This is a genomic window from Rhodococcus sp. BP-349 (genome assembly GCF_019835845.1).
GTDB lineage: Bacteria > Actinomycetota > Actinomycetes > Mycobacteriales > Mycobacteriaceae > Rhodococcoides.
In genome coordinates, this window is the sequence record NZ_JABUDR010000003.1 from 144506 (window position 1) to 165604 (window position 21099).

General features: G+C 68.1%; 22 protein-coding genes. 10 read left to right on the plus strand and 12 right to left on the minus strand.

Translation table 11 applies throughout. The features are described 5' to 3' along the window. Positions 1–15: 15 nt before the first annotated feature. Both HQ325_RS17040 and HQ325_RS17045 read right to left on the minus strand, forming a co-directional pair. Positions 16–978: a hypothetical protein gene (locus HQ325_RS17040; protein WP_222631332.1), complete on the minus strand. Its 963-nt coding sequence runs from the start codon at positions 976–978 to the stop codon at positions 16–18. A 9-nt stretch (positions 979–987) separates the two neighbouring features. Further along, positions 988–1785 (minus strand): IclR family transcriptional regulator, encoded by a 798-nt coding sequence (locus HQ325_RS17045; RefSeq protein WP_222631334.1) that lies wholly within the window; start codon positions 1783–1785, stop codon positions 988–990. 48 nt (positions 1786–1833) lie between these two features. On the opposite strand from HQ325_RS17045, the gene HQ325_RS17050 reads away from it, so the two are divergent. The 6 genes from HQ325_RS17050 to HQ325_RS17075 all read left to right on the plus strand — a co-directional run bounded on the left by HQ325_RS17050 (position 1834) and on the right by HQ325_RS17075 (position 8026). Continuing rightward, on the plus strand, positions 1834–2640 hold the full coding sequence (locus tag HQ325_RS17050) for a 2-keto-4-pentenoate hydratase (protein ID WP_222631336.1): 807 nt from the start codon (positions 1834–1836) through the stop codon (positions 2638–2640). A gap of 46 nt (positions 2641–2686) precedes the next feature. Next, complete coding sequence (locus HQ325_RS17055; RefSeq protein ID WP_222631338.1) at positions 2687–3634, plus strand: acetaldehyde dehydrogenase (acetylating); 948 nt, start codon at positions 2687–2689, stop codon at positions 3632–3634. Further along, entirely contained in the window at positions 3631–4677 is a 1047-nt protein-coding gene (dmpG, locus tag HQ325_RS17060) for a 4-hydroxy-2-oxovalerate aldolase (protein ID WP_222631340.1), read from the plus strand. The genes HQ325_RS17055 and dmpG overlap by 4 nt, the downstream gene beginning before the upstream one ends. Positions 4678–4800: 123 nt before the next feature. Then, positions 4801–5289 carry a DUF3995 domain-containing protein gene (locus HQ325_RS17065; protein ID WP_222631342.1) on the plus strand — a complete coding sequence of 163 codons (489 nt, stop codon included), beginning with the start codon at positions 4801–4803 and terminating at the stop codon, positions 5287–5289. Next, positions 5286–6713, plus strand: coding sequence for a serine hydrolase (locus HQ325_RS17070; RefSeq protein ID WP_222631344.1), 1428 nt, complete (start codon positions 5286–5288; stop codon positions 6711–6713). The genes HQ325_RS17065 and HQ325_RS17070 overlap by 4 nt, the downstream gene beginning before the upstream one ends. A gap of 176 nt (positions 6714–6889) precedes the next feature. After that, the gene (locus HQ325_RS17075; protein WP_222631345.1) at positions 6890–8026 is read left to right on the plus strand and encodes a hypothetical protein; all 1137 of its coding nucleotides are present in this window, start codon (positions 6890–6892) and stop codon (positions 8024–8026) included. A 282-nt stretch (positions 8027–8308) separates the two neighbouring features. Here the strand turns inward: HQ325_RS17075 and aztD are convergent, their stop codons facing one another. Genes aztD through aztB form a run of 4 tightly spaced genes read right to left on the minus strand, consistent with a single transcriptional unit; the run spans position 8309 to position 12576 of the window. Beyond that, complete coding sequence (gene aztD, locus HQ325_RS17080) at positions 8309–9517, minus strand: zinc metallochaperone AztD (RefSeq protein WP_222631346.1); 1209 nt, start codon at positions 9515–9517, stop codon at positions 8309–8311. Positions 9518–9549: 32 nt separating this feature from the next. Beyond that, the gene (aztC, locus tag HQ325_RS17085) at positions 9550–10470 is read right to left on the minus strand and encodes a zinc ABC transporter substrate-binding protein AztC (RefSeq protein WP_222632500.1); all 921 of its coding nucleotides are present in this window, start codon (positions 10468–10470) and stop codon (positions 9550–9552) included. 2 nt (positions 10471–10472) lie between these two features. Continuing rightward, positions 10473–11690, minus strand: a complete 1218-nt coding sequence (locus HQ325_RS17090) for an ABC transporter (protein ID WP_222631347.1) — start codon at positions 11688–11690, stop codon at positions 10473–10475. A 28-nt stretch (positions 11691–11718) separates the two neighbouring features. Next, on the minus strand, positions 11719–12576 hold the full coding sequence (aztB, locus tag HQ325_RS17095) for a zinc ABC transporter permease AztB (RefSeq protein ID WP_222631348.1): 858 nt from the start codon (positions 12574–12576) through the stop codon (positions 11719–11721). A gap of 54 nt (positions 12577–12630) precedes the next feature. On the opposite strand from aztB, the gene aztA reads away from it, so the two are divergent. Together aztA and HQ325_RS17105 are read left to right on the plus strand one after the other, a co-directional pair. Beyond that, on the plus strand, positions 12631–13311 hold the full coding sequence (gene aztA / locus HQ325_RS17100) for a zinc ABC transporter ATP-binding protein AztA (RefSeq protein WP_222631349.1): 681 nt from the start codon (positions 12631–12633) through the stop codon (positions 13309–13311). Between the two features lie 76 nt (positions 13312–13387). Further along, positions 13388–13561, plus strand: coding sequence for a hypothetical protein (locus HQ325_RS17105; RefSeq protein WP_222631350.1), 174 nt, complete (start codon positions 13388–13390; stop codon positions 13559–13561). A gap of 23 nt (positions 13562–13584) precedes the next feature. Here the strand turns inward: HQ325_RS17105 and HQ325_RS17110 are convergent, their stop codons facing one another. Together HQ325_RS17110 and HQ325_RS17115 are read right to left on the minus strand one after the other, a co-directional pair. Then, complete coding sequence (locus tag HQ325_RS17110; protein WP_222631352.1) at positions 13585–14571, minus strand: phytanoyl-CoA dioxygenase family protein; 987 nt, start codon at positions 14569–14571, stop codon at positions 13585–13587. Then, on the minus strand, positions 14562–15374 hold the full coding sequence (locus HQ325_RS17115) for a class I SAM-dependent methyltransferase (protein WP_222631354.1): 813 nt from the start codon (positions 15372–15374) through the stop codon (positions 14562–14564). Before HQ325_RS17115 ends, HQ325_RS17110 begins: the two co-directional genes overlap by 10 nt. A gap of 48 nt (positions 15375–15422) precedes the next feature. Between HQ325_RS17115 and HQ325_RS17120 the strand changes: the two genes are divergently transcribed. Beyond that, entirely contained in the window at positions 15423–16301 is an 879-nt protein-coding gene (locus HQ325_RS17120) for a methyltransferase domain-containing protein (RefSeq protein WP_222631356.1), read from the plus strand. On the opposite strand, the gene HQ325_RS17125 is transcribed toward HQ325_RS17120, so the two are convergent. After that, the gene (locus HQ325_RS17125) at positions 16282–17136 is read right to left on the minus strand and encodes an alpha/beta fold hydrolase (RefSeq protein ID WP_222631358.1); all 855 of its coding nucleotides are present in this window, start codon (positions 17134–17136) and stop codon (positions 16282–16284) included. The two genes, HQ325_RS17120 and HQ325_RS17125, sit on opposite strands and share 20 nt — an antisense overlap. 154 nt (positions 17137–17290) lie before the next feature. Here HQ325_RS17125 and HQ325_RS17130 point away from each other — a divergent pair, with 154 nt between their 5' ends. After that, a complete protein-coding gene (locus tag HQ325_RS17130; protein ID WP_222631360.1) occupies positions 17291–18793 on the plus strand; it encodes an NAD(P)/FAD-dependent oxidoreductase in 1503 nt (500 codons plus the stop codon). 18 nt (positions 18794–18811) lie between these two features. Here HQ325_RS17130 and HQ325_RS17135 read toward each other — a convergent pair whose 3' ends face one another. Genes HQ325_RS17135 through HQ325_RS17145 form a run of 3 tightly spaced genes read right to left on the minus strand, consistent with a single transcriptional unit; the run spans position 18812 to position 21026 of the window. After that, positions 18812–19465, minus strand: a complete 654-nt coding sequence (locus HQ325_RS17135) for an enoyl-CoA hydratase/isomerase family protein (protein ID WP_222631362.1) — start codon at positions 19463–19465, stop codon at positions 18812–18814. Then, entirely contained in the window at positions 19462–20118 is a 657-nt protein-coding gene (locus tag HQ325_RS17140; protein ID WP_261778480.1) for a TetR/AcrR family transcriptional regulator, read from the minus strand. Before HQ325_RS17140 ends, HQ325_RS17135 begins: the two co-directional genes overlap by 4 nt. A gap of 56 nt (positions 20119–20174) precedes the next feature. Beyond that, complete coding sequence (locus tag HQ325_RS17145; RefSeq protein ID WP_222631364.1) at positions 20175–21026, minus strand: NAD(P)-dependent oxidoreductase; 852 nt, start codon at positions 21024–21026, stop codon at positions 20175–20177. Positions 21027–21099 lie beyond the last annotated feature (73 nt).

A 21099-nucleotide genomic window follows, 5' to 3' on the forward strand; every position in this document is an offset into this window, starting at 1 on the left:
CGCCCGGGCAGGTCGTCAGGGACCTTCCAGGCTCGGCTCCTCAGCCTCCATCAATTCGACGTCTTCCGGGGACAGAATTTCGTTGGGGTCGTAGTCCTTGGTCAGTCCACCGTCGGCGGTGGGATTCGTTTCGGCACCGAGGGCGATCTGCAGGCCACGTGCCAACGGCTCGACCATTGCAGGAGGGGCGAAGCTGGTGGTGAACGCGGCAGCGACGGCGTCTGCGGCGAGTACTTCTGCGAGGACGGACGAGGACAGGTCGACATCGTGGCCGGCGACGTTCGACGACAGATCGCAGGACTGGAAGTAGATGGGGACGATCGATTGGGCTGTCCTCCATTGGCTTTCGAGTCCGGCGTCGACGGAGGCCGCCCGGAGTCGAGCTCGTGTCGCAGCAGCGTCGGCCTCGCGCATCGGCGGTGCGCCGCGGACCTGCTCGACGTAGTCTTCGTACCCGTTGCGGGCGAAGCCTTCGACCACGTCGATGACGGATGACCAGTTCGGTCCGAGCAACTGACCGAGATTCTCTTCGGTGACCTCGAACGTCGAGATCCGTCGGGCCTGCGAGGCGAAGTACTCCTCGGTGTCGCGTACGGGGTCGAGGCCGGCCTCGGGTGGGATCGCCGCGACCCAGAGTGCTTCGGTGATGGACGCGTCGCCGGGGACGGTACTGGCGCGGTCCGCCGCCTGGTCGGACGAGAGCTGTCCACCGACGGCGACCTGCGGGCCGGGCGCGATGCCGTTGACCAGGAGAAGTTCTCCGGCGGTGTGTGACAGCTGAGTCAGTCGGCCCGCAGGTTCAGCATCGCTCTGCACCGCATCGCCTGCTGTGCAGGTGTTGTCGCGTGAGTATGGATCGACCGCGGCCTCGGGTCCGGAGCCTTCGGCGGCGTTCTCCGTGCTTGCGCATGCGGGGATCGACAACAGAAGTACGGCGCCACACATCTGAGCGACGAGCCGGGATCGGGAGTGAACCATGACGGGAGACTAGCCAGATCTGCCCGCCGGCGATGCCCGAACGCCGTCGTGCTCACCATGCCCTTGGGGGTCTGCACGGCTCAGCACGCGACCCAGCGCCAGCGCCGCTGTACGTACGGCCGGCGCGAGCAGCTGCGGCTCGAACGAGTCGGCGGGAACCGAGACGGAGAGCGCAGCAATCGGTGTGCCGAGGGACATGACCGGCGAGGCGAGGCAGCACCCGCCGAGTGCAGCCTCTTCTCGCTCGGTGGCGACTCCGGTGCGCCGCACCGCGTCGAGTTCGCGGGCGAGCGCGTCGGGGTCGGTGATCGAGTGCGCGGTGTATCGGCGCAGGGGACCGGCCAGGATGCGGGCGCGAACGTCCGGATCCTCGGGGGCCAGGAGCGCCTTCCCCACGGCGGTGCACGTGAGCGGCATCCGGCCCCCGATCTGCGAGGGGAAGGGCAGCGCGGCATGGCCGTGGATCTTCTCCGCGTACACAGCATCGGCGCCGTCCCTGACCGCGAGATGCACTGTCTGCCCGGTCACCGCGAAGAGATCCTGCATGAACGGCAACGCGGCACTGCGCAGGCGATGCTTGAGCCCGACACGTTCACCCAACTCGAACAGGGTCAATCCGAGCTCGAAGGTGTTGTCGCGGCGCGTCAGCCAGCCCAGCTCGGTGAGATCGACCAACAATCGGTGGGTAGTGGACCGAGGCAGTCCGGTGCGGGTGGCGACCTCCGCCAGCGTCAGTGCCGCACCCCGCGGGAAGGAGTCGAGCACCCATGCCGCCCGCTGCAACACCGACACCACATCCCGCGTCATGGGACAGATCCTAGTGCAGTGCCCCGGCGCGTCGATAGCGTTCCTCCCATGACTTCCGTTCCCCCCGTGACTCCGGTGCCGAACCCCGTCGCCGTCGCCGCCGACCGTCTCGCCGAGGCGTCGACGTCGAAGACGCCGTGCGCCCCCGTCCGCGACCTCGTCGCCGGCGACGACGTGGACACCGCGTATCTCATCGCGTCGCGGAACGTGCAGGCGCGCATCGCCTCGGGTCGCCGTATCGTCGGCCGCAAGATCGGCCTGACGTCTCCGGCGGTGCAGAAGCAACTGGGCGTCGATCGCCCCGACTTCGGGGTCCTGTTCGACGACTTCGACGTCTCCGCCGACGAGCACATCGATTCCACCCGGCTGCTGCAGCCGCGGATCGAGGCAGAGATCGCCTTCATCCTGTCGAGCCCCATCGACCGGGAGATCACCGTCGACGATGCCCCCGGGTACGTCGAGACGGTCGCCGCAGCATTCGAGATCGTCGACAGCCGGATCGCCGGCTGGGACATCACCCTCGCCGACACCGTCGCCGACAACGCCTCCTCCGGCCTCTACGTCCTCGGCGACACCGTCACCCGCACCGCCGCACCAGAACTCGCTGACGTCGGCATGACCATGACCGCCGACGGCGACCAGGTGTCCAGCGGCCGGGGATCGGACTGCCTGGGCAGCCCGTGGAATGCACTGGTGTGGCTGGCCAACACCAGCCTGGCCTACGGATCGCCTCTGCAAGCGGGCGAGGTGATCCTCTCCGGCGCACTCGGACCCATGGTTCCGGTCACCCCCGGATCGACGTACGAAGCGTCCATCTCCGGGGTCGGGACTGTCACCGCGACCTTCACGGCCTGAGCTGCACGCCCCAACCGACACCAGAACCACGACGAAACGAGACACCATGGCGCCCACCAAAGCCGCTGTCATCGGCTCCGGCAACATCGGAACCGACCTGGTCATCAAATTGAAGAGAGTCGCGAAGAACGTCGAGATCGCCGTTCTCGTCGGTATCGACCCGAACTCCGACGGTCTTGCCCGCGCACGTCGAATGGGTATCAGCACAGTCGATTGCGGTGTCCAGGGCCTGATCGAACATCCCGATTTCGCGGACATCGACATCATCTTCGACTCCACGTCGGCCAAGGCGCATGTCGCGAACGCAGAGGCCCTGCGACCCCACGGTAAGCGGTTGATCGACCTGACCCCGGCCGCGCTGGGCCCGTACGTCGTGCCGGCCGTCAACCTCGACGAGCACCTCGACGCTCCCGACGTCAACATGGTGACCTGCGGCGGACAAGCCACTATCCCCATCGTGGCAGCGATCTCCCGCGTCACCGCGGTGCACTACGCCGAGATCGTCGCCTCGATCGCCTCGAAGTCCGCGGGACCCGGTACCCGCGCGAACATCGACGAGTTCACCGAGACGACCGCCGAGGCGATCGAGAAGGTCGGGGGTGCAGCGCACGGCAAGGCCATCATCGTCCTCAACCCCGCCGAACCGCCGCTCATCATGCGCGACACCGTCCTCGCCCTCGTCACCGATCCCGACCAGGACGCTGTTCGACGGTCGATCCACGACATGGTCGCCGACGTGTCGGCCTACGTTCCCGGCTACCGCCTCAAGCAGGACGTCCAGTTCACCGCCCTCGACGACGCCGAATCCGTCGCCACCCTCACCGGCGGTGTGGAGAAGGGACCGGGCCTGTGGAAGGTGTCGGTGTTCCTCGAGGTCGAGGGCGCCGCGCACTACCTGCCCGCCTACGCCGGCAATCTCGACATCATGACCTCCGCCGCCCTGCAGGTCGCGGAGAAGATGGCCACCGACGCAGCACTGGAGACAGCCCGATGACCGAGACCACCACGCGCGCCTTCGCCGCAGACGGCGCCGCCCTCTACATCCAGGACGTCACCCTCCGAGATGGCATGCACGCCATGCGACATCGGATCGACCCGGCCACCGTCGCCCGCGTCGCCGGCGCCCTCGACGCCGCCGGTGTCGACGCCATCGAGGTCACCCACGGCGACGGCCTGGCCGGCCACAGCCTGACCTACGGGCCCGGAAGCAACACCGACTGGGAATGGATCGAAGCGGCTGCCTCGGCCGTCCACCGCGCGAAACTCACCACCCTGCTCCTGCCCGGAGTCGGCACGGTGGCCGAACTGAAGAAGGCTCACGAACTGGGTGTCACCTCTGTCCGCGTGGCCACGCACTGCACCGAGGCGGACGTCTCCGCGCAGCACATCGACAAAGCCCGTGAACTCGGTATGGACGTCTCGGGGTTCCTGATGATGTCGCATCTGGCGGAACCGGCACAGCTCGCCGAGCAGGCGCGACTCATGGAATCGTATGGCGCGCACTGCGTGTACGTCACCGACTCCGGTGGACGTCTGACGATGAACGGTGTCCGAGAGCGTGTGCGGGCGTACCGCGACGTTCTCGACTCGAACACCCAGATCGGCATCCACGCCCACCAGAACCTGTCACTGTCCGTCGCGAACTCCGTCGTCGCCGTCGAGGAGGGCGTCACCCGCGTCGACGCGTCACTCGCAGGTCACGGCGCCGGTGCCGGCAACTGCCCGATCGAGCCGTTCGTCGCCGTGGCCGACCTGAACGGGTGGAAGCACGGTTGCGACCTCTTCGGCCTTCAGGACGCTGCGGACGACATCGTGCGCCCCCTGCAGGACCGACCCGTCCAGGTCGACCGAGAGACCCTGACCCTCGGCTACGCGGGGGTCTACTCGAGCTTCCTTCGGCACGCCGAGACCGCTGCGCGGCAGTACGGACTCGACACCCGCTCCATCCTGCTCGCCGTGGGTGAGCGGGGCCTCGTCGGCGGCCAGGAAGACCTGATCACCGACATCGCCCTCGACCTCGTCGCAGCTCGCTCGTGACGCGCCCGCATCGCTGACGGGAGATTCCCTTTCTCGGGGTGGTGTCGGGGTGCTCCCGGATGTTCGGGCGTGCGGATCGTTCCTAGTGTCGATCGTGTGCAGACACCCTCGGGAACGACACGCATGAGTATGCCTGCGGCGGTGGCCTTTCTCCTCGCTGCGGCAGCCGGGCTGCTGCATGCGGCTGCGAGCGCGTACTGGGCGCTGGGTGGTCGATGGCAGCTCGCCTCGGTGGGGGACTGGGCGGTGACCCTGGCCGACGACCGACCGGTGGTGAGCGGTCTCGCGCTCGGTGTCGTCGCTGTCGTGAAGGCCGGCGCTGCTGTCCTCCCGTGGGTGAACGAGCGGGTCCGAGGCCACGGTCATCGGCAGGTCCGCGTGTGCGGGTGGTGCGCTGGCGGTGTGTTGTTCGTGTGGGGCGCGTTGTCGACGGTGTCCGCGGCAGGGGTGCTCGCCGGCGCCATCGTTCCCGACGGCGGGTACGACCGGACCGCCATGATCGGGCATGCCGTGGTCTGGGATCCGCTGTTCACGGTCTGGGGAGCGGCGCTGCTGTCCGGGTTGTGGTTCACCACGCACCGGGCCACGGCGCTGACGGGAGTACGACGATGACCGCGGCACGACGAGTCGTCGCCGTGTTTCTGGGCGCTCTGACACTGCTTGCACTGTCGATCTGCCCGGCGGCCGGTCGAGGGCACGGTGAGGAGTCGTTGCAGGGCTTCGTCACTCGGTGGGCCTCGGCGATCGGTGCACCGGGAATGGCCGCACGGATCGTCGACAGCGACGGAGCGCGGTCTGCGGCATTCGTGGGAGTCGACGGGGACGGTCACGACATCGACGGGTCGACCCCGTTCGTCTGGGGGTCGGTGTCGAAGCAGTTCGCGGCAGCGACAGCGAGGGGCCTCGAGCGCGAGGGCGTTCTCGACGCGACCAGCCCTGTCGTCGAGGTGGTCCCGCAGGCTCGCCGAGTGCTCACCGACCCCGCAGTGACCGTCGACGACCTCGTTCATCACACCAGTGGGTTGCCGCACGACATCACCGTCACTGACGAGTGGACCCGAAGGGGTTCCGCGACCGACGCCGTCACCGTCCTCGACGCGCCGAAGGGGGCCGGTTCTCGTGGTGAGTTCCGGTACTCGAGTCTGAACTACCTGCTCCTGCAGTCTGTGATCGAGCAGGCGGGAGGGTCCTCCTACGCCGACGCCGTGCGCCGCGTCGTACTCGATCCCGCCGGCAGTGACGCCATCACCGACCCGCAGCTGTTCATCGACAATGTTCCGCCAGGACACGTTCCGTTCTTCGGTTCCTCCCGCCCGGTCGATGTCGGCGTCGATTCGGCGGGGTTGGGATACGGCTACCTCGCCGGCTCCATCGATGACCTGGGACGCTATGCGTCGTGGCGACTGCGGGAACGTCATGACGGCGACGCCCGGTATCGCGAGGTGCCGACGGCTCAGGGTTCGACCTACGGTGACGGCCTGTTCCACGAGAGGATCGGTGGCCACGATGTCTGGTGGCATGCGGGTGCGGTGCCCGGCTACTACACCTACGTCTCTCTGATTCCGTCCCTGGACATCGCAATCGTGTTGGGAACGAACCGATACGGTGAGATCGAGGCCGATCGACTCGCGGCCGTCGGCCGGAACCTGACGACGTCGGTGACGGGTGGACGGACGAGCGAGCTTCCCGCGTCCTCGGCGTCTGCCGTGCTCGGAGCGCTCGCTGTGATCATCGCGACGCTGGTGGTCGGCATCGGCGTTCACGCGGTCCGCATCGTCTCGGGCAGGACGCCCCAGCGGACCAGAGGGGTCGCCGTCGTGCGCGGGGTCGTGGTGGCCGGGGTAGGGACAGCGGCCGCTGTCGCCGTCCTGTTCGGACTGTCTGCGATGACCGGCGCGGGGTTGTCGGTGGCAGGCAGGTGGGCCCCGGACGTGGCTCTGCTGGTGTGGATGTTGCTCGTGGCGATCGCTGCGGCCGCCGTGGTCGACGTGCTCGGGCAGGTCGTGGGGTGCCGACGTGTCCGTGGGGCGCGGTGAGCGTAGGCACTGCACGTCGGCCGCCACGCGCAGATCTGACATGTGTCCGGGGGCTGCACACGGCAGAGACCTTGCTCCGGAGCCATCCACGAGGTCGACGTAGTCGTGGACAGCCGCGAGCCGGGGAGACGGTTATCCGATGGCGAGGGCGCTGCGCTGTCTGCGATGGTGGACGGATGAGTGCAGTCGAGGCGTTGCCGGCCGGCCCGCGCGGACGTCGACTGCTTCTCGAGTACGCGCTGCTCGCCGAGCAGTACTCGGGGGCCGAGTCGGATGGCTCGCTGCACACCGCGGTGGTCCTCGCGGCATATCGCCTGGACGTCGATCAGGGCGCCGGAGTGGTGATGTTCGGGCCCGGCGCGGACGAGGCGCGGCGGACGGTGGTGACCGCGGACGACGTCGCCGATCGGCTGTCACGCGTTCGACTTCCGGAGGTGACGGCGCCGGCGTTGCGCTCAGCTCTCGCATTGTCGGTGGACTTCGCCCGTTACTGGCAGCCACCGGACGGTCAGGACGTTCTCGCGGCCGCCGAGTCCGTTCGCGGTGAGCTGTTACGGATCGCCGAGCACGTCACAGCGTCGCCGCAGGCACAGTGGTGGTGGTCAGGTCAGGTGGCCACCGATCAATGGATGGTGGGGTGGGAGGACCCTGATGCGGGCTTCCCGGACGAGTCCGGGGCGACACCTACCTCGACGTTGCTGAGCGACTACGCGGCTCGCGTGAAGGAACAGGAGGAGCGAGCCGCGCGTGAGTGGCCGACCGATCCGTCCGCGGGCGTCTCTGGAGAATGGTGGTCGTGGCCGCCGACACGGTGCTCGACGCGAATGTTGTCCGACGACAGCCCGGCGGGGCTGTGGTTCGTCGAGGACAGTATGGGGTGGGAGCGCGCGGTCTCTCGGCGTCTCCACGTTCCTGAGGACGTTCGGATGTACGAAGTCGACGGCGCGACGGCGTGGGCAGCACTGTGCAGGCGGTTCCCCGTCGAGGTCACCGCGCAGAAGCGGCACGACTGGTACGACACCACAGGTCGGAGCGGGCGTTGGGTCATTCCCGACTGGCCACTGGTGGCCGAACACTACGACGGTGTTCATCTGACGGTCAGCGGATACCTCGTCGCAGCAGGAACGGCCATCACCGTGGACGACGACACGGCGAGTGTCATAGCAGGGTGGTCACCCGACGAAACCTACTGGCTCACCGATGCTGCAACGTCCGACAGCGGAGCGACGCGAGTGTGGTCGTGCGACCACAGGGGTGAACATCCCGTGTGGACCGAGGAGCGGCAGCGACCGTCATCGTCTCGCCCGCACTGATCGTGTGTCCCGGTGGTGGTCCGGCACTGTCGGGGCCGATCGAATCCGCCACTCACCGCGCGGCTCCGAGCCGACAGCGCGAGCATCGTCTTACTGGACGATCACTGTTCTCGCAGCGGCCCTGGACGATCCCGCCGTGTCGTGAGGATGGTAGGCAGTACCGGCTACCGCTTCCGCCGGAACCCGGACGGGCAGCCGCCACGACGAATGGCGTCCGCTCCGTCCGAGCCCATCGCGACGAACGACGCCGCCGCCGATGTCGCACCCCGGGACGCGTCAGGATCAGTCGGTGACGGCCACGAACTCGTTCGGAGTGACGTCGAGTTCGCTGCTGACAATGACGTCACCGGTGGTCAGATCCACGGCGTGGATGCTGTCGGTGTCCGGTTCGGTCACGTAGGCGGTGTCGCCGGTGACAGAGATGCCGGGGTGTGCGTCCTGGTACTCGCCGGGGCCTTCCCACTCACCGATGACGGGGTAGGAAGCGGTGAACTCGCGCGTCTCGGGATCGAAGACGTGCACGGCGCCGTCGGTTCCGATGATGTAGGCCTTGTCGTCGGGTCCACGGGAGACCCCGCGCCAGGTGTACTCGGCACCGTCGGGCATCTGGACGACCTCCAGCGTCTTCGCCACGGTGTCGATGACGGTGACCGCCTGCAGCAGTGAGCCTTCCGCGTCGGCGTCGTTCTTGTAGTCGCCGACGACCAAGGGACTGGTCTCGCTGACGTACGCGTTGCCCGTACGCCCGTAGGGCTGGTCCGGCGCGTCGAGCTCGGTGATCTCGCCCTTGTCGTAGACCAGGACACCGTTCTCGCAGCCGAAGACGACGATCTCGTTCTGTGCCGTTCCCTCGCCGTGGACGCCGGGGCACTGATCGTTGCGCGCGATGACCGCACCGGCGGCATTGCGCACCTCGATACCGGTGCGTCCGTTGGCATTGCCGACGGTGGTGAGGAACGTGCCGTCCTCGAGAACGATCGAGACTCCGTGATGCGCCTCCACACCGGGAATGCTCTCCACCTCGGGGAGACCGTCGCTCGACTCCAGTGCTGCCGTGTCGAAGATCGTGGTGTCGCTGGTGCCGTCGGCGTACAGAATGGTCTTGCCGCTGTGGCGGACGACATGGCCCGCCTTCTCCGCTTCGAAGAGCGTGTCCGTGAGCTGTGGTGCGTCGGTGGTGCCGGCGGCGGTGTCGAGTACCTGGAAGCCCTTGCTCGTGGTCACCATGACGTTGCGCCCGTCGCCGGCGAGGTTGAGGCGTGTGTAGTCCTCGGAGTCGAAGTCCGCGATGGTCTCGAGGGTGGCGGCGTCCAGCACCTGCACGCCGCCGTCGTAGGAGACCGCGACACGAGGGCCTGCCTGTATCGCTGCGGTGGTGCTGGTGGTGGAATCGGCGGCGGTGGTGGTTCCGGAGGAGCACGCCGCGAGAGTGACGACCGCACCGAGCGCGAGCACCGTGGAGCCTGCTCGCTGGAAGTGGTTGGGACGCATGTGAATCCTTTTCTGTGTGGGAACGATACCGATCAAGGGGAGAGGCCGGCGGCGATGCGTTCGGTGTTGACGCGCATCATCGTCAGATAGTCGGGGGCGCCGCCGTCGGGACCTGTGAGCGACTCGGTGAACAACTGCACGACGTCCACGCTGATGTCGGCTTCGCTGGCGAGTGCCTGAACGAGGCGGTCGGGCGAGGACGATTCTGCGAAGATGCTGCGGACACCGGTGGAGTCGACGGCATCGACGAGATCGGACAGGTCCGACGCCGACGGTGCGGCGAGGGTGGTGCCGCCGGGTATGACCGCCCCGACGACCTCGAAGTCGAAACGGTCGGCGAGGTAACCGAAGACATGGTGATTGGTGACGAGCGCACGCCGTTCGTCGGGGATCGCGGCGAACGAGGCGGACATCTCCTCGTCGAGACTCTGCAGCTGTCCGCGGTACTCGGCCGCTCGTGTCGACATGGTGGCCGGATCCACTCCGTCGAGATCGCCGAGCACCGGTTCCAAGGCATCGACGACAGCGATCATGCGGGCAGGATCGGTCCAGAAGTGGGAGTCGGGGCTGCCCGCCGCGTCGCCCTCCCGGTAGTCGAGCACGTCGATGACGTCCCCGGCGACGAACGTCGAAACGTTCTCTGCAGCTGCGGCGTCGAGATGCTGCTGCAGCCCCTCCTCCAATCCCAGTCCGTTCGAGACGACGAGGTCGGCCGAGCGCAGACGCGCGCCCTCCTGCGCGGAGATTTCGAACGAGTGTGGATCGGCGTTCGGCTTCATCAGCGTCACGACCTCTGCCTCGTCGCCGACGAGTTCCTCGACGACGTCGCCGAGGATGTTCGTGGAGACCATCACCACCGGACGGTCGTCGACTGCCGCCGAACATCCAGCGAGAGAGACCACCACAGCCACTGCCGCCGCTGCCAGGGGTGTGCCCGTCCGGTGCCGTCGCATCATCAGCGTCCCGTCTCGGCCGTGAAGGCTGGTTCGGATGCGGTCTCGAACGTGCGTGAGACGCGGGCGTCGTCGGCGTAGTCGATCTCGTACAGCTTCCGTTCGGTGGGCGCGCTGAGGTAGGCGCGTTGCTGGTCGGCGATCAGAGTGGGTGCTTCACCGGCGGCCAGTGATGCGGCGACGAGCGCGCCCGTCTCGGCAAGGACCGAACCGTCGGCTCCGTCCAGTACGAAGACGCGGCCGTCGGCCGTGAGGGCGAGAACGTGGTCGTCGCTGTCGTCGATCGCCGACACGTGCGCCAAGCGAGTGGGAGCGGGAAGGAGCGTCCACGACCTCTGGCGGGTGTCGAGCAACCAGATGCCCTGGTCGCCGGCCAGACCGGCGACGGCGGGGCGGCCCTCGCGATTGTCGAACGACACTGCCGGAGGGGCGATGTCATCGGCAGGGTAGGGGATCTTCTCCACTGTGAGTTCGTCTCCGGCGGACGACGCGAGCAGGGCGCCGTCGGAGCAGCCGACCACGGTGCCGACACGTGTGGTGATGGTGCCGGCGGCGTCGGGGCACGACTCGACGAGACCGGTGCGCGTCCCGTCCGAGGTGTGCCCGACGACTGTCCGTGAGGGGCCGACCCCGTCGGTGACGAGGGCGAACGATCCGACGGGCACGACCATGCCGTCTCCCGGTGGGTTCCGCAGCCGGAACGACTCGGAGATCTCGCCCTTCGACAACGCCTCGGTGTCGAGCAGGACGGCGTCGCCGGTGTCGGGAAAGTAGAGCCCGGTTCCGCCCGAGGTGGATTGATTCGACGTGGCCACGGTCGCGGCGCCGGCGCCCTGGACGGTGCCGAGGAGCCGAGGTTCGGCGCGGTAGTAGTGGAAGTGGTCGACGTGGTCCCAGGTCCAGACGCCGCTGTCCACGATCTCGATGCCCGCGTCCGTCCGGGCGAACAGGTAGCGTCCGTCGGTGCTCATCGCCTCGGGTGCACCGATGGCGCCGAGATCGGACACCGATTCGTCCAGTAGATCCAGGTGCGAGATCGAGCCGGTGGGGTCGATGGTCGTGAGTCCGAGTCGAGGCTCGGCGAGTTCCGCGGCGTCGGCGATCGCTCCGTGTCCTTCGACGGGTGCCTCGTCGGCGGGGATCGTCGGAGCCTGCTCGGTGGAGCACGCGGTCAGGCCGACGACGAGGGCGAGAGCGGTGGTCGTGATGTGGTGTCGCACAGTGTCCTTTCGGGTGGGGCGGCCGGTGTCAGGTGGAACGAGCCGGTGCAGGTGTTCCGCGTGCGAGTGACCTGATGGCCGTTCTGGCCGCCACCGACAGGCCCGAGACGGCGATCGCGGTGGCGGCCACCGAGGCGCCGGCCGCGGTGGCCGCGTGCCAGGAGATCAGCAGGCCGACGAACACCGACACCACACCGATCGAGGCGGCCGCCACCATGCGAGTCGGGATCCGAGTGGTCCACTGTTCGGCGGCGACGGCAGGTGCGAGCAGGAGGCCGACGACCAGAAGCGAGCCGACAGCCTGGTAGGAGGCCACGACAGCGAGCGTCACCAGGGCGACCAGTGCAGCCTGTGCCGCGCGGGGAGCAAGGCCCAGAACCGACGCGATGCGGGGATCGAGCGCGAGCGCCACCAGTGAGCGATGAAAGCCTGCGGCCACCGTCATGCCGACCACCACCGCAATGGCGAGGAGCGCGATGTCCACCGACGTGACGGCCAGGATGTCCCCGAAGAGGATGGACGTGGCGTCGGTCGCGAAGCTCCCCGAGTGCGAGATGATGATGACTCCGAGTGCCAGCATCGAGACGAACAGCATGCCGATGCTCGTGTCGTAGGAGAGGGATCCGCGACGCTGGAGCGCAGCGATGCCGAGGCTCATGACGACCGCGCTGAGCGCGCCGCCCACCAGCACGGGCGCCCCCAGGACCGTCGCCAGAGCGACTCCAGGCAACATCCCGTGCGCGAGAGCCTCACCCAGGAACGCCATGCCGCGGATGACGACCCAGGTGCCGACGACCCCGCACAGCACCGCCACCAGTGCACCGCCGAGGAGGGCGCGTTGCACGAAGGCGAGCGAGAAGGGTTCGACGAGTGCCTGAAATGTCACGCTCGGGATCGTAACGATAGTGATAACGGTTTCCAAAATCGTTAAGGTGGATCCATGAGCGAGATCGCGACGACCCGACCCGCTGCTCGGCTGCGCAGTGTCCGCGTGGAGTTCGACGGACACTCGGCCATCGACGGGGTCGACCTGGACGTGGTCGCGGGGGAGGTGACGGTGATCGCAGGTCCGAACGGTGCCGGCAAGTCCACCCTGCTGGAAGTGATCGCGGGGACACGTGCGTTGACTGCCGGCACCCGAGTCGCTACGCGGGCACTAGGATTCGTTCCGCAGCGCGCGGCCGTCCCGGATCGGCTGCCGGTGACCGTGCGGGACGTCGCGACAGTCGGCGTCTGGGGCAGGACGGGGGCGTGGCGCCGTGTCGATGCCGAGTCTCGCCGTGTCGTCGACGACGCGCTCGATCGGCTCGGTATCAGCGAACTCGCGGACAGGTCCTTCTCCGCGTTGTCAGGCGGTCAGAGGCAGCGGGCTCTGCTCGCACAGGGCCTTGCGCGTCGCGCGGACCTCCTTCTCCTCGACGAACCCACGACGGGTCTGGACACGACGAGTGGGGACCGCATTCGAGACGTGATGAGGGCGGAAGCCCGGCGCGGCGTGGCGGTCGCGTGCGTGTCCCACGATCCGCTGGTGCTGGACCTGGCCGATCGGGTCGTGACCCTCGAAGAGGGCCGCATCGTCCTCAGCGGCGACCGGTACCGTCGGTCCTATCGCGACCGCTGATATCGAGCGCGAGGGTGCAGAGCAGGGTCCACAATGGGAGCCGAGCTACTCGCGACATCGAGCGCAGGGGGAGGACATGATGAGCACCGAGGACGATCAGGCGGCAGAGGATCCACGCGCCCACTGGCGAGTACTGCCGGACACGGTGTCACCGACCGACGACGAAGTGCAGACGCAGACCACCCAGGTCGATCTCGATGTGCCGCCACCGTTCGATCCGATTCTGGGAATAGTGCGTCCGTACCGTTGACGACGGGCCGATCGCGGGGAGATTCAGCCGCGGCGACCCACCACCGGATTGAGCTCGGAGTCCGCGAGTCCACCGGGCTCGATGCCAGGGAGGAACTCGCGCCACGTGCCGCTGATCAGGGTCGGCGATTCCACGACACGGGTGCCGTCGGCGAAGTAGGTGGTGGCGAGTGCTCGACGCGGCTGCGTCGTCCGATTCGGACCCGCGGTGTGGAAGCACAGCGCGGAATGGAACGACACGTCTCCCACCGCGAACGGCTCCGCTTCCACCGCGACGTCGCGCTCGAGGAAGCGTCGGGTGACGGCCTCGTCGTACGACGTACCGACCTTGTCGAACTCCAGATCGGCGACCTCGTTCAGCACGTCCCGGCCGCGAGCGAAGGACAGCGGACCCATGCGGCCCGGGATGGCCGACATCGGCATCCATGCGGTGACGGCGTCGGTGGTATGCAGAGGGAAGTGTTCGGCGTCGTGATGCCACGGCGTGCGCCCACAGCCGGGCTCCTTGGACAGCGCATTGTCGTGGTACAGGCGAACTCCGGACACGTCGAGCAGTGTCGCGGCCAGGCCGCCGATCCGGGGCGAGAGCGCCACGGTGCGCATCAGGTCGTCGTGGAGCCACATCTGCTCGAGCGCGGTGAATCGGCCGGCGACGTCGTCACCGTGTTCCGCGCGCAGCAACTCCTCGAGTCGCTCGGCGAGGCGACGCACCACCGCCGGCGACAGCACTGCGGGCAGTCGCACGAAAGCCTGCCGTGCGAATGCCTCGACGGAGGCGGAGTCGAGGTCGTAGGGCTCGGCCAGCTCGCGCTCGATCTGCTCGTCCGTGGCGGCCTCGACATCGGGCAGGCCGGGACCCTCGACCAGTTCGGTGGGCGCCGCATCGTTCGCGGCCAGGGTGACGTACCAGTCCCACCAGTCCTGATCGTCGCCTGCCCAGTCCTGATCGATACCGCCGTCCCGGTTCTGTTCGGGCAGGCGATCATTGGTGGTCGAGTCGTTCAGAGCCACAGCAGGGCCGCCTCGTGCGAGAAGGTGTAGGAACCGGACGCGTCGCGGCAGGAGGCCAGGTAGTCGCCCAGCACCGGGGCGGCTTCCATCTCCTCCAGCGACACCGAGTCGTCGAACGCGCAGCGCTGGAGGAACCCTTCGGCGATGCCACGGTCGGAGGTACCGGTCGTGTAGGTGACGCGCTGGTCGCGTACGTCCGCGCCGGCTCGTGTCAGTGCGTCGCGCACCTGTTCGGCGGTCGTGTACGGCGTCGCCTCGCGCACCCCGGCGCGGAAGGCGTCGTAGAACGCGAGGTAGTGCGAGGCCGCCGTGGCCTGTGCGACCAGGCCCAGGCCTCCGGGAGCCAGTGCGGCCACGAATCGTTCTGCCGCAGCGTCCAACTCGTCCGGCGGAAGTGCGTAGAGCGCGTGGGTGGCCCAGACGACGTCGTAGCCGGCGTGGTCCGCGGGGAGGTCCTGCAGGGTCATCACCAGGTCGTGCCGGGCCGCGAACGGCGCGCCGAGCGCGCCGCGTGCCTCGGCGACGGAGAACGCGGACGGGTCGAGCAGGTCGTAGGCCAGCTCGGGAACCGCCGACAGGTCTGTGTAGCGGCGCAGCGCGGTGGGGAACTTTCCGCTGCCGCACGCCACGTCGAGCAGCGACCAGCCCTCGTGCGCGCGGTCGCCGAGGAGCGTCGGCCAGTCGGCGGCCAACGCCAGCTGCCGGTAGTCCTCGGTCGCGAGAGCGTAGAACGCCTCCATGCCCGTGCGACCGGCTTCGCTCCAGTGCTCGAGGCTGCGCTCTGCTGTGTCTCCGCTGCTCATGTCACTCCTCCTGAAAGGAGCCGACCGCAACACACCGGATGAGGCGTCGTGATTGACTCGTATCTGATGTCCAACATAGCTGCGCCACCGCCCACCGAGCTCGCCGCAGTGCTTCTCGACGGTGTGCGCGCCGTGCGGCGGGGAGCTCCGGCCCTGGCCGGCCTCGAACCCGACTCCTACGCCCGCCTGCATTCCGCTTTCGAACTGCTCTCCGATCAGCGCGATCTGATCGCCGAGCACCTTGCCGGCAGGCTGGGTACCAGGGGGGACGGACCGATCTCGGTGCTGTCTGTGGGATGCGGTGACGGCGTGCTGGACGTCCGTCTCGCCGCCGGTCTGGTGTTGGCGGTGCCGGGGCGCCCCGTGCGGTACGTCGGAGTCGATCCGTGGATCGGCAGTGTCGAGCGCTTCACCGACACGATGGCCGCGCTCGGTGCCGACGAGCTGAGTGCCGACGGCCACGTGGCGTCGTTCGGTGACTCCCCGGTGGACGAGACATTCGACGTCGTGATGTTCGTGCACTCGATGTACTACGTCGCCGACGTCGAGGCGACCCTGCGCGCTGCGCTGGCGTTGCTACGTCCCGGTGGCGAACTGTGGGTGGCCATCGCACCGTCGGCCGAGCTGAACGCGCTGGTCGGAGTTCTCGCACCGCCGCTCGAGGGTCATCGACAGTGGTTCAGCGGTGACGTCGGAGACGCCTTCGTCGACGCCGGGATCGTCGTCGACGACGTGGCCACTCTGCACGCGCTGGTCGATCTGGCGTCCGCGAGCGACGAGGTGCTCGACTTCGCGGTGCAGGCCAGGCTGACCCCCGATCTACGGGGCCCGGTGCGGGCCTACCTCGACGCGGTGTCGGTCCCCGGCGCGGACGGAGGCCTTCGAGTGCCGCATCCGGTGGACGTGTTCACCGCGTCCCGTCACTGACCCCGTCCCGCAGTGCGTCGTCGATCGTCTCGCCCACGGCAGCCGCGCCCACGGCGGTCATGATCGTGCCGGCATGATCGAGGCCGTCCAGTGCTCTGACGGACGTCAGCTCGAGAGCGTCGATGTCCTGCGGCGAGTACATCGGCGGAGACCCTGCCCCGACGCTCCACTGAGCGTGCAGGAATCGGATCGGCACCGTCAGGTCGCGGAACCGCGAGTCGCCGAAGAAGACGTCCGTGGCGTCCGCGACGACCGCATCGGTCGACAGCCGGATCGCACCGTCGGCCAGATCATGAGCGGCGTACTCCCGGAGGAGCGGATCGTCACGGTCCAGCAGCGGTAACGACGTCGACACCAGGAAGTCGAGGTAGTCGTCGAGGTCGTCCCATCGCTGCCGCGTTCGCGCGATCCTGTCCTCGAACACGGCTGCGACGGTGTCTCGGGTGAGACCGGCCGGCGGTTCCACCGGCACGCCTCCGTCGACGAGAACGAGACTCTTCGCTCTGGATGGGAACCGCGCTGCGAATTCGACAGCCGCGAATGCACCCATCGACATGCCGCACACGTGCGCGGAGTCGAGTCCCAGGGCCTCGAGAACGGCGTCCAGATCTTCCGCGTGACGGGCGAGCGACGACGCGCCCGTGACGTCGACGCTGTCACCGCGGCCGCGGAGGTCCGGCGCGACGAGCGTCAGGTGTGGCGCCTCCGCGTGCAGCCAGTTCCACAGCATGCGCTGGCTGGACACCCCGTGGATCACGAGGATCGGATCGGAGCTGCCCGTGCGTGTCTCGACGGCGATGTGTCCGCCCGACACCGGTACTCGTTCGACGGTCATGGTGCAGACACTAGGCGCGGACCCGGTGATGACGGTGGAAGTACGTGCGCTGCACGTTTCGCTGTCCGATTCGGGTCACGGTTGTACCGTCGCAGAGTCACGAGGCCACGAGGGATGCACCTCGACGGCCACACACCGTCGAAGAAGGGGCCTCATGCCCGACACGTCACCGCGCACGCACCACGAGATCCTCATCGTCGGCGGAGGCTTCTCCGGCCTGGGTGCCGCTATTGCGCTTCGCAAGGCCGGCTTCGACGATCTTCTCATCGTCGACGACGGTGACGGTCCCGGCGGCACGTGGCAGTGGAACACCTATCCGGGCGTGGCGGTCGACATCCCGTCCTTCAGCTACCAGTTCTCGTTCGCTCAGCGATCCACCTGGTCGCGCAGCTACGCCCCCGGCCGCGAGTTGCGTGCCTACGCCGAGCAGATCGTCGACGAGTACGGCCTGGCGCCTCATCTGCAGTTCGGCACGCGCGTACACGGGGCCTCGTTCGATGCGCCGTCCGTGACGTGGTCGATCTCGACCAGCGCCGGCGACGTGACGGCACGCTGGTTGATCCACGCGGGCGGGCCGCTGAGCCAGCCCAAGCTCCCCGACATCGAGGGCATCGACACCTTCGAGGGCGCGACGATGCACACCAGCCGGTGGAACCACGAGGTCTCGCTGGCCGGTAAGCGGGTCGGCATCATCGGTACCGGCGCGACGGCGGTGCAGGTGGTCCCGGAGATCGCACCGGAGGTGGACCATCTGACGGTGTTTCAACGCACGCCCATCTGGTGCCTGCCGAAGCCGGACTTCCCGCTCGGCCGAATGGGACGCGCGAGTCTCGAGACAGTCCCCGGAGTCCGGCAGATCGCCCGCCTGGCGAGCCAGGCGTTCGTCGAGGCGACGTTCCCGGTGCTGGCGCACTTTCACAAGTGGGTTCCCGCCACCGCGGCTCTCCAGGTCGCCGCGCGTCGGTACATCGCCGCACAGGTACACGATCCGGCCACACGGGACGCCCTGACTCCGACCTACGCGCTCGGGTGCAAACGGCCGAGTTTCCACAACTCGTATCTCTCGACGTTCAACCGGGACAACGTCTCTCTGCAGACGACGTCCATCGAGGCGATCACGCCCGGCGGCATCCGCACGAGCGACGGCGTGCAGCACGAGCTCGACGTGTTGGTCCTCGCCACCGGATTCAAGGTCACCGACAGGGACGCACTGCCGACGTATCCGCTCACCTCCGCCGACGGCACCGATCTGGCGGAGCACTGGGACGCCGAGAGGTTCCACACCTATCAGGGCGTCGCGACGGCGGGCTTTCCGAACTTCTTCACCGTCTTCGGCCCCTACGGATACAACGGCGCCTCGTTCTTCACCCTGGTCGAGAACAGTGCCGCGCACATCGTGCGTGTCCTGACCGAGGCTCGTCGACGCCGGGCCACCTTCGCCGAGGTGACCTCGGCGGCGCAGGAGCAGTACATGAGCGCGATACTGGCACGTCGGTCGTGGCAGGTCTTCACCGATCCGACGTGTGCCGGCGCCAACAGCTACTACTTCACCGCGAACGGGGACGTGCCGTTCCGGGCGTCGACCACTCCCGAGGCGGCATGGCGCAGCCGCCGATTCCCCCTGGCCGACTACGCCTTCGGTGGACGGGCGGGCTGATCGCCGCCTAGGTCGAATTCAGCTCGTGCGCAGTGCCGCAACGACCGGCGCGAACATGGTGGTCTTGATCGCGCCGAGGGTGCCGCGGTCCTTGCCGGCGATGGGCGTGATCCGCTCGATCGCGGCATCGACGACCTCGTCGTCGGGGGCGGTGGCGTCGACGAGCCTCGCGGTCAGTGCCTCGGCGCCGCCGTAGCGGTGCCCCGTGGTCATCGCGACGACGGCGTCCTGCGGTGACAGCTTCGCCTGGATCAGCGCCGCCATGCCCGGGGTGAAAGGAATGTCGATGTCGACCTCGGGGAAGCAGTAGTAACCGCGATCGGCGCGCATGGTGCGGAAGTCGTGCGCCAGAGCGAACATCGCGCCGGCACCGAAGGCATGGCCGTTGACGGCAGCGACGGTGGGGAGCGGGAACGTCAGGATGCGGGCGAAAAGGTCGTGCACCCGGCCGACGTACCAGTCGGCGCGCTCGCCGTTGGCCATGAGCCAGTCGAGGTCGAGTCCGTTGGAGTAGAACTTTCCCGTGCCGACGGTGACGAGTCCGCGGGCGTCGGCTTCGACCTGGTCGAGCTGGGCGCCGACGGTGTCGAGCCACTCCGGGGAGAAGCGGTTCTCGTGGTCCCCGAGGGTGAGGACGGCGATGCCGTCGCGGAGATTCAGGGTGGCGGTCATGAGGAGGCCTTTCGTGTGGGCGGAGCGGGGTCCATGGTCGGTGGGGGGAGGGCGAGAATGCCGCGGACGGCGGCGGCGAGTCGTTCCCGGGCGGCAGAGTCGGGTGATCTGTTGCCGCGCAGCAACAGTGCTGTCGGGAGCCCGACGACGCAGTCCTTGACGACGGCGACGCTCTCGCGATCAGCGCGGCTCCACAGGGCTCGGGAGAGTTGGACGAGCAGTGCGGCCAGTGTCTCGTCGAGGGTGCGCAGGTCTGCGGCGACCTCGTCGGGCAGGTCGTCGGTGCCCAACAGCTCTCGCCGGGAGACCGTCATGAGAAACCGTGCTGCGACCGGTGATTCGGCGAGGAAGGCGGCCGGTGCCGCTGCGGCTGCCACGACGGCCCGGACGGCGGAGTCACGTCCGGGGCGGTGCTCGAGTGCCGTGGTCACCGCATCGTTCTGCAGAGTGAGCATCCGACGTGCGTCACGCACCCACACTCGTCCGAGCAGGCCCGCTCGTGATCCGAACGCGTGATAGATGGCGCCGTTGGAGATCGAGGTGCGCTCCGACATCGCGCGGATCGTGACGGCGGAGGCGCCGGAGTCGACCGCCAGCGACTCGGCGGCGTCCATCAGCGCGTCGAGGTCGTGAAGGCGGGGGCGAGGCACCATCGAACCATAGCAGAGCATGCGCTCTGTTACGGCGCGGTGGTCGCTTGCGTACCGCCTCAGGCGGGTGGTCGGTAGCCCGGGGGGTTCGGCTCGTCGACCCAGATGTCCACCGCGAGATCGCCTCCCGGCGTGCAGTCGTACGTCGACAGGTCGGTCACACCCGCCTCCAGCAGGACGTCCTCGCACAGGAGGGTCTGTCCCGTGTAGTCGCGGGCCGGTCTGCTCAGCACCTCGTACGCCGCGTCCGCGTAGATCTCGGGCTTCCGTGCCTCGCTCATCGCCTTGTCGCCACCGAGCAGGTTCTGCACCGCGGCGGTCGCGATGAACGTGCGAGGCCACAGCGTGTTCGATGCGATGCCGATCTCCCGCATCTCCTCCGCGATTCCCAGGGCGCACAACGTCATCCCGAACTTGGCCATCATGTAGGGGGTCGGCACGAGCCACCGTTGTTCGAGGCGCAGGGGCGGTGAGAGCGTGAGGACGTGCGGGTTGTCGCGGCCCTTCATATGGGGCAGGCACGCCTGCGACACGGCGTACGTCCCGCGCACCTGAATGCCGTTCATCAGATCGAACTGTTTGAGAGCAACCTCGTCGATGGATCCGAGGTTGATCGCCGAGGCGTTGTTGATGCAGATGTCGATGCCACCGAACTGCTCCACGGCGGCGCCGACGGCGGCCTGCACCGCCTCGCCGTCACGAACGTCTCCGACGATGGGCAGCGCCTGCCCGCCCGCCTCCTCGATCTCCGCGGCCGCGGTGTACACGGTCCCGTCGAGCTTGGGGTGGGGTTCAGCAGTCTTGGCCAGCAGCGCGATGGTGGCGCCGTCCGTTGCGAGGCGCTTCGCGATGGCCAACCCGATGCCGCGGCTGGCCCCGGAAATGAACACGGTCTTACCCGAGAAAGTCATGAGGCATCCGTCCTTCGTCGATGCCGCGGTGAACGAGGAGTACCGCGGACACCTCGGACCGTAGCAGAGCAGG

Coding starts and splice junctions, on each gene's coding strand:
- HQ325_RS17040 (WP_222631332.1), bottom strand. CDS start 978: ATGGTTCACTCCCGATCCCGGCTCGTCGCTCAGATGTGTGGCGCCGTA.
- HQ325_RS17045 (WP_222631334.1), bottom strand. CDS start 1,785: ATGACGCGGGATGTGGTGTCGGTGTTGCAGCGGGCGGCATGGGTGCTC.
- HQ325_RS17050 (WP_222631336.1), top strand. CDS start 1,834: ATGACTTCCGTTCCCCCCGTGACTCCGGTGCCGAACCCCGTCGCCGTC.
- HQ325_RS17055 (WP_222631338.1), top strand. CDS start 2,687: ATGGCGCCCACCAAAGCCGCTGTCATCGGCTCCGGCAACATCGGAACC.
- dmpG (WP_222631340.1), top strand. CDS start 3,631: ATGACCGAGACCACCACGCGCGCCTTCGCCGCAGACGGCGCCGCCCTC.
- HQ325_RS17065 (WP_222631342.1), top strand. CDS start 4,801: ATGAGTATGCCTGCGGCGGTGGCCTTTCTCCTCGCTGCGGCAGCCGGG.
- HQ325_RS17070 (WP_222631344.1), top strand. CDS start 5,286: ATGACCGCGGCACGACGAGTCGTCGCCGTGTTTCTGGGCGCTCTGACA.
- HQ325_RS17075 (WP_222631345.1), top strand. CDS start 6,890: ATGAGTGCAGTCGAGGCGTTGCCGGCCGGCCCGCGCGGACGTCGACTG.
- aztD (WP_222631346.1), bottom strand. CDS start 9,517: ATGCGTCCCAACCACTTCCAGCGAGCAGGCTCCACGGTGCTCGCGCTC.
- aztC (WP_222632500.1), bottom strand. CDS start 10,470: ATGCGACGGCACCGGACGGGCACACCCCTGGCAGCGGCGGCAGTGGCT.
- aztA (WP_222631349.1), top strand. CDS start 12,631: ATGAGCGAGATCGCGACGACCCGACCCGCTGCTCGGCTGCGCAGTGTC.
- HQ325_RS17105 (WP_222631350.1), top strand. CDS start 13,388: ATGATGAGCACCGAGGACGATCAGGCGGCAGAGGATCCACGCGCCCAC.
- HQ325_RS17115 (WP_222631354.1), bottom strand. CDS start 15,374: ATGAGCAGCGGAGACACAGCAGAGCGCAGCCTCGAGCACTGGAGCGAA.
- HQ325_RS17125 (WP_222631358.1), bottom strand. CDS start 17,136: ATGACCGTCGAACGAGTACCGGTGTCGGGCGGACACATCGCCGTCGAG.
- HQ325_RS17130 (WP_222631360.1), top strand. CDS start 17,291: ATGCCCGACACGTCACCGCGCACGCACCACGAGATCCTCATCGTCGGC.
- HQ325_RS17135 (WP_222631362.1), bottom strand. CDS start 19,465: ATGACCGCCACCCTGAATCTCCGCGACGGCATCGCCGTCCTCACCCTC.
- HQ325_RS17140 (WP_261778480.1), bottom strand. CDS start 20,118: ATGGTGCCTCGCCCCCGCCTTCACGACCTCGACGCGCTGATGGACGCC.
- HQ325_RS17145 (WP_222631364.1), bottom strand. CDS start 21,026: ATGACTTTCTCGGGTAAGACCGTGTTCATTTCCGGGGCCAGCCGCGGC.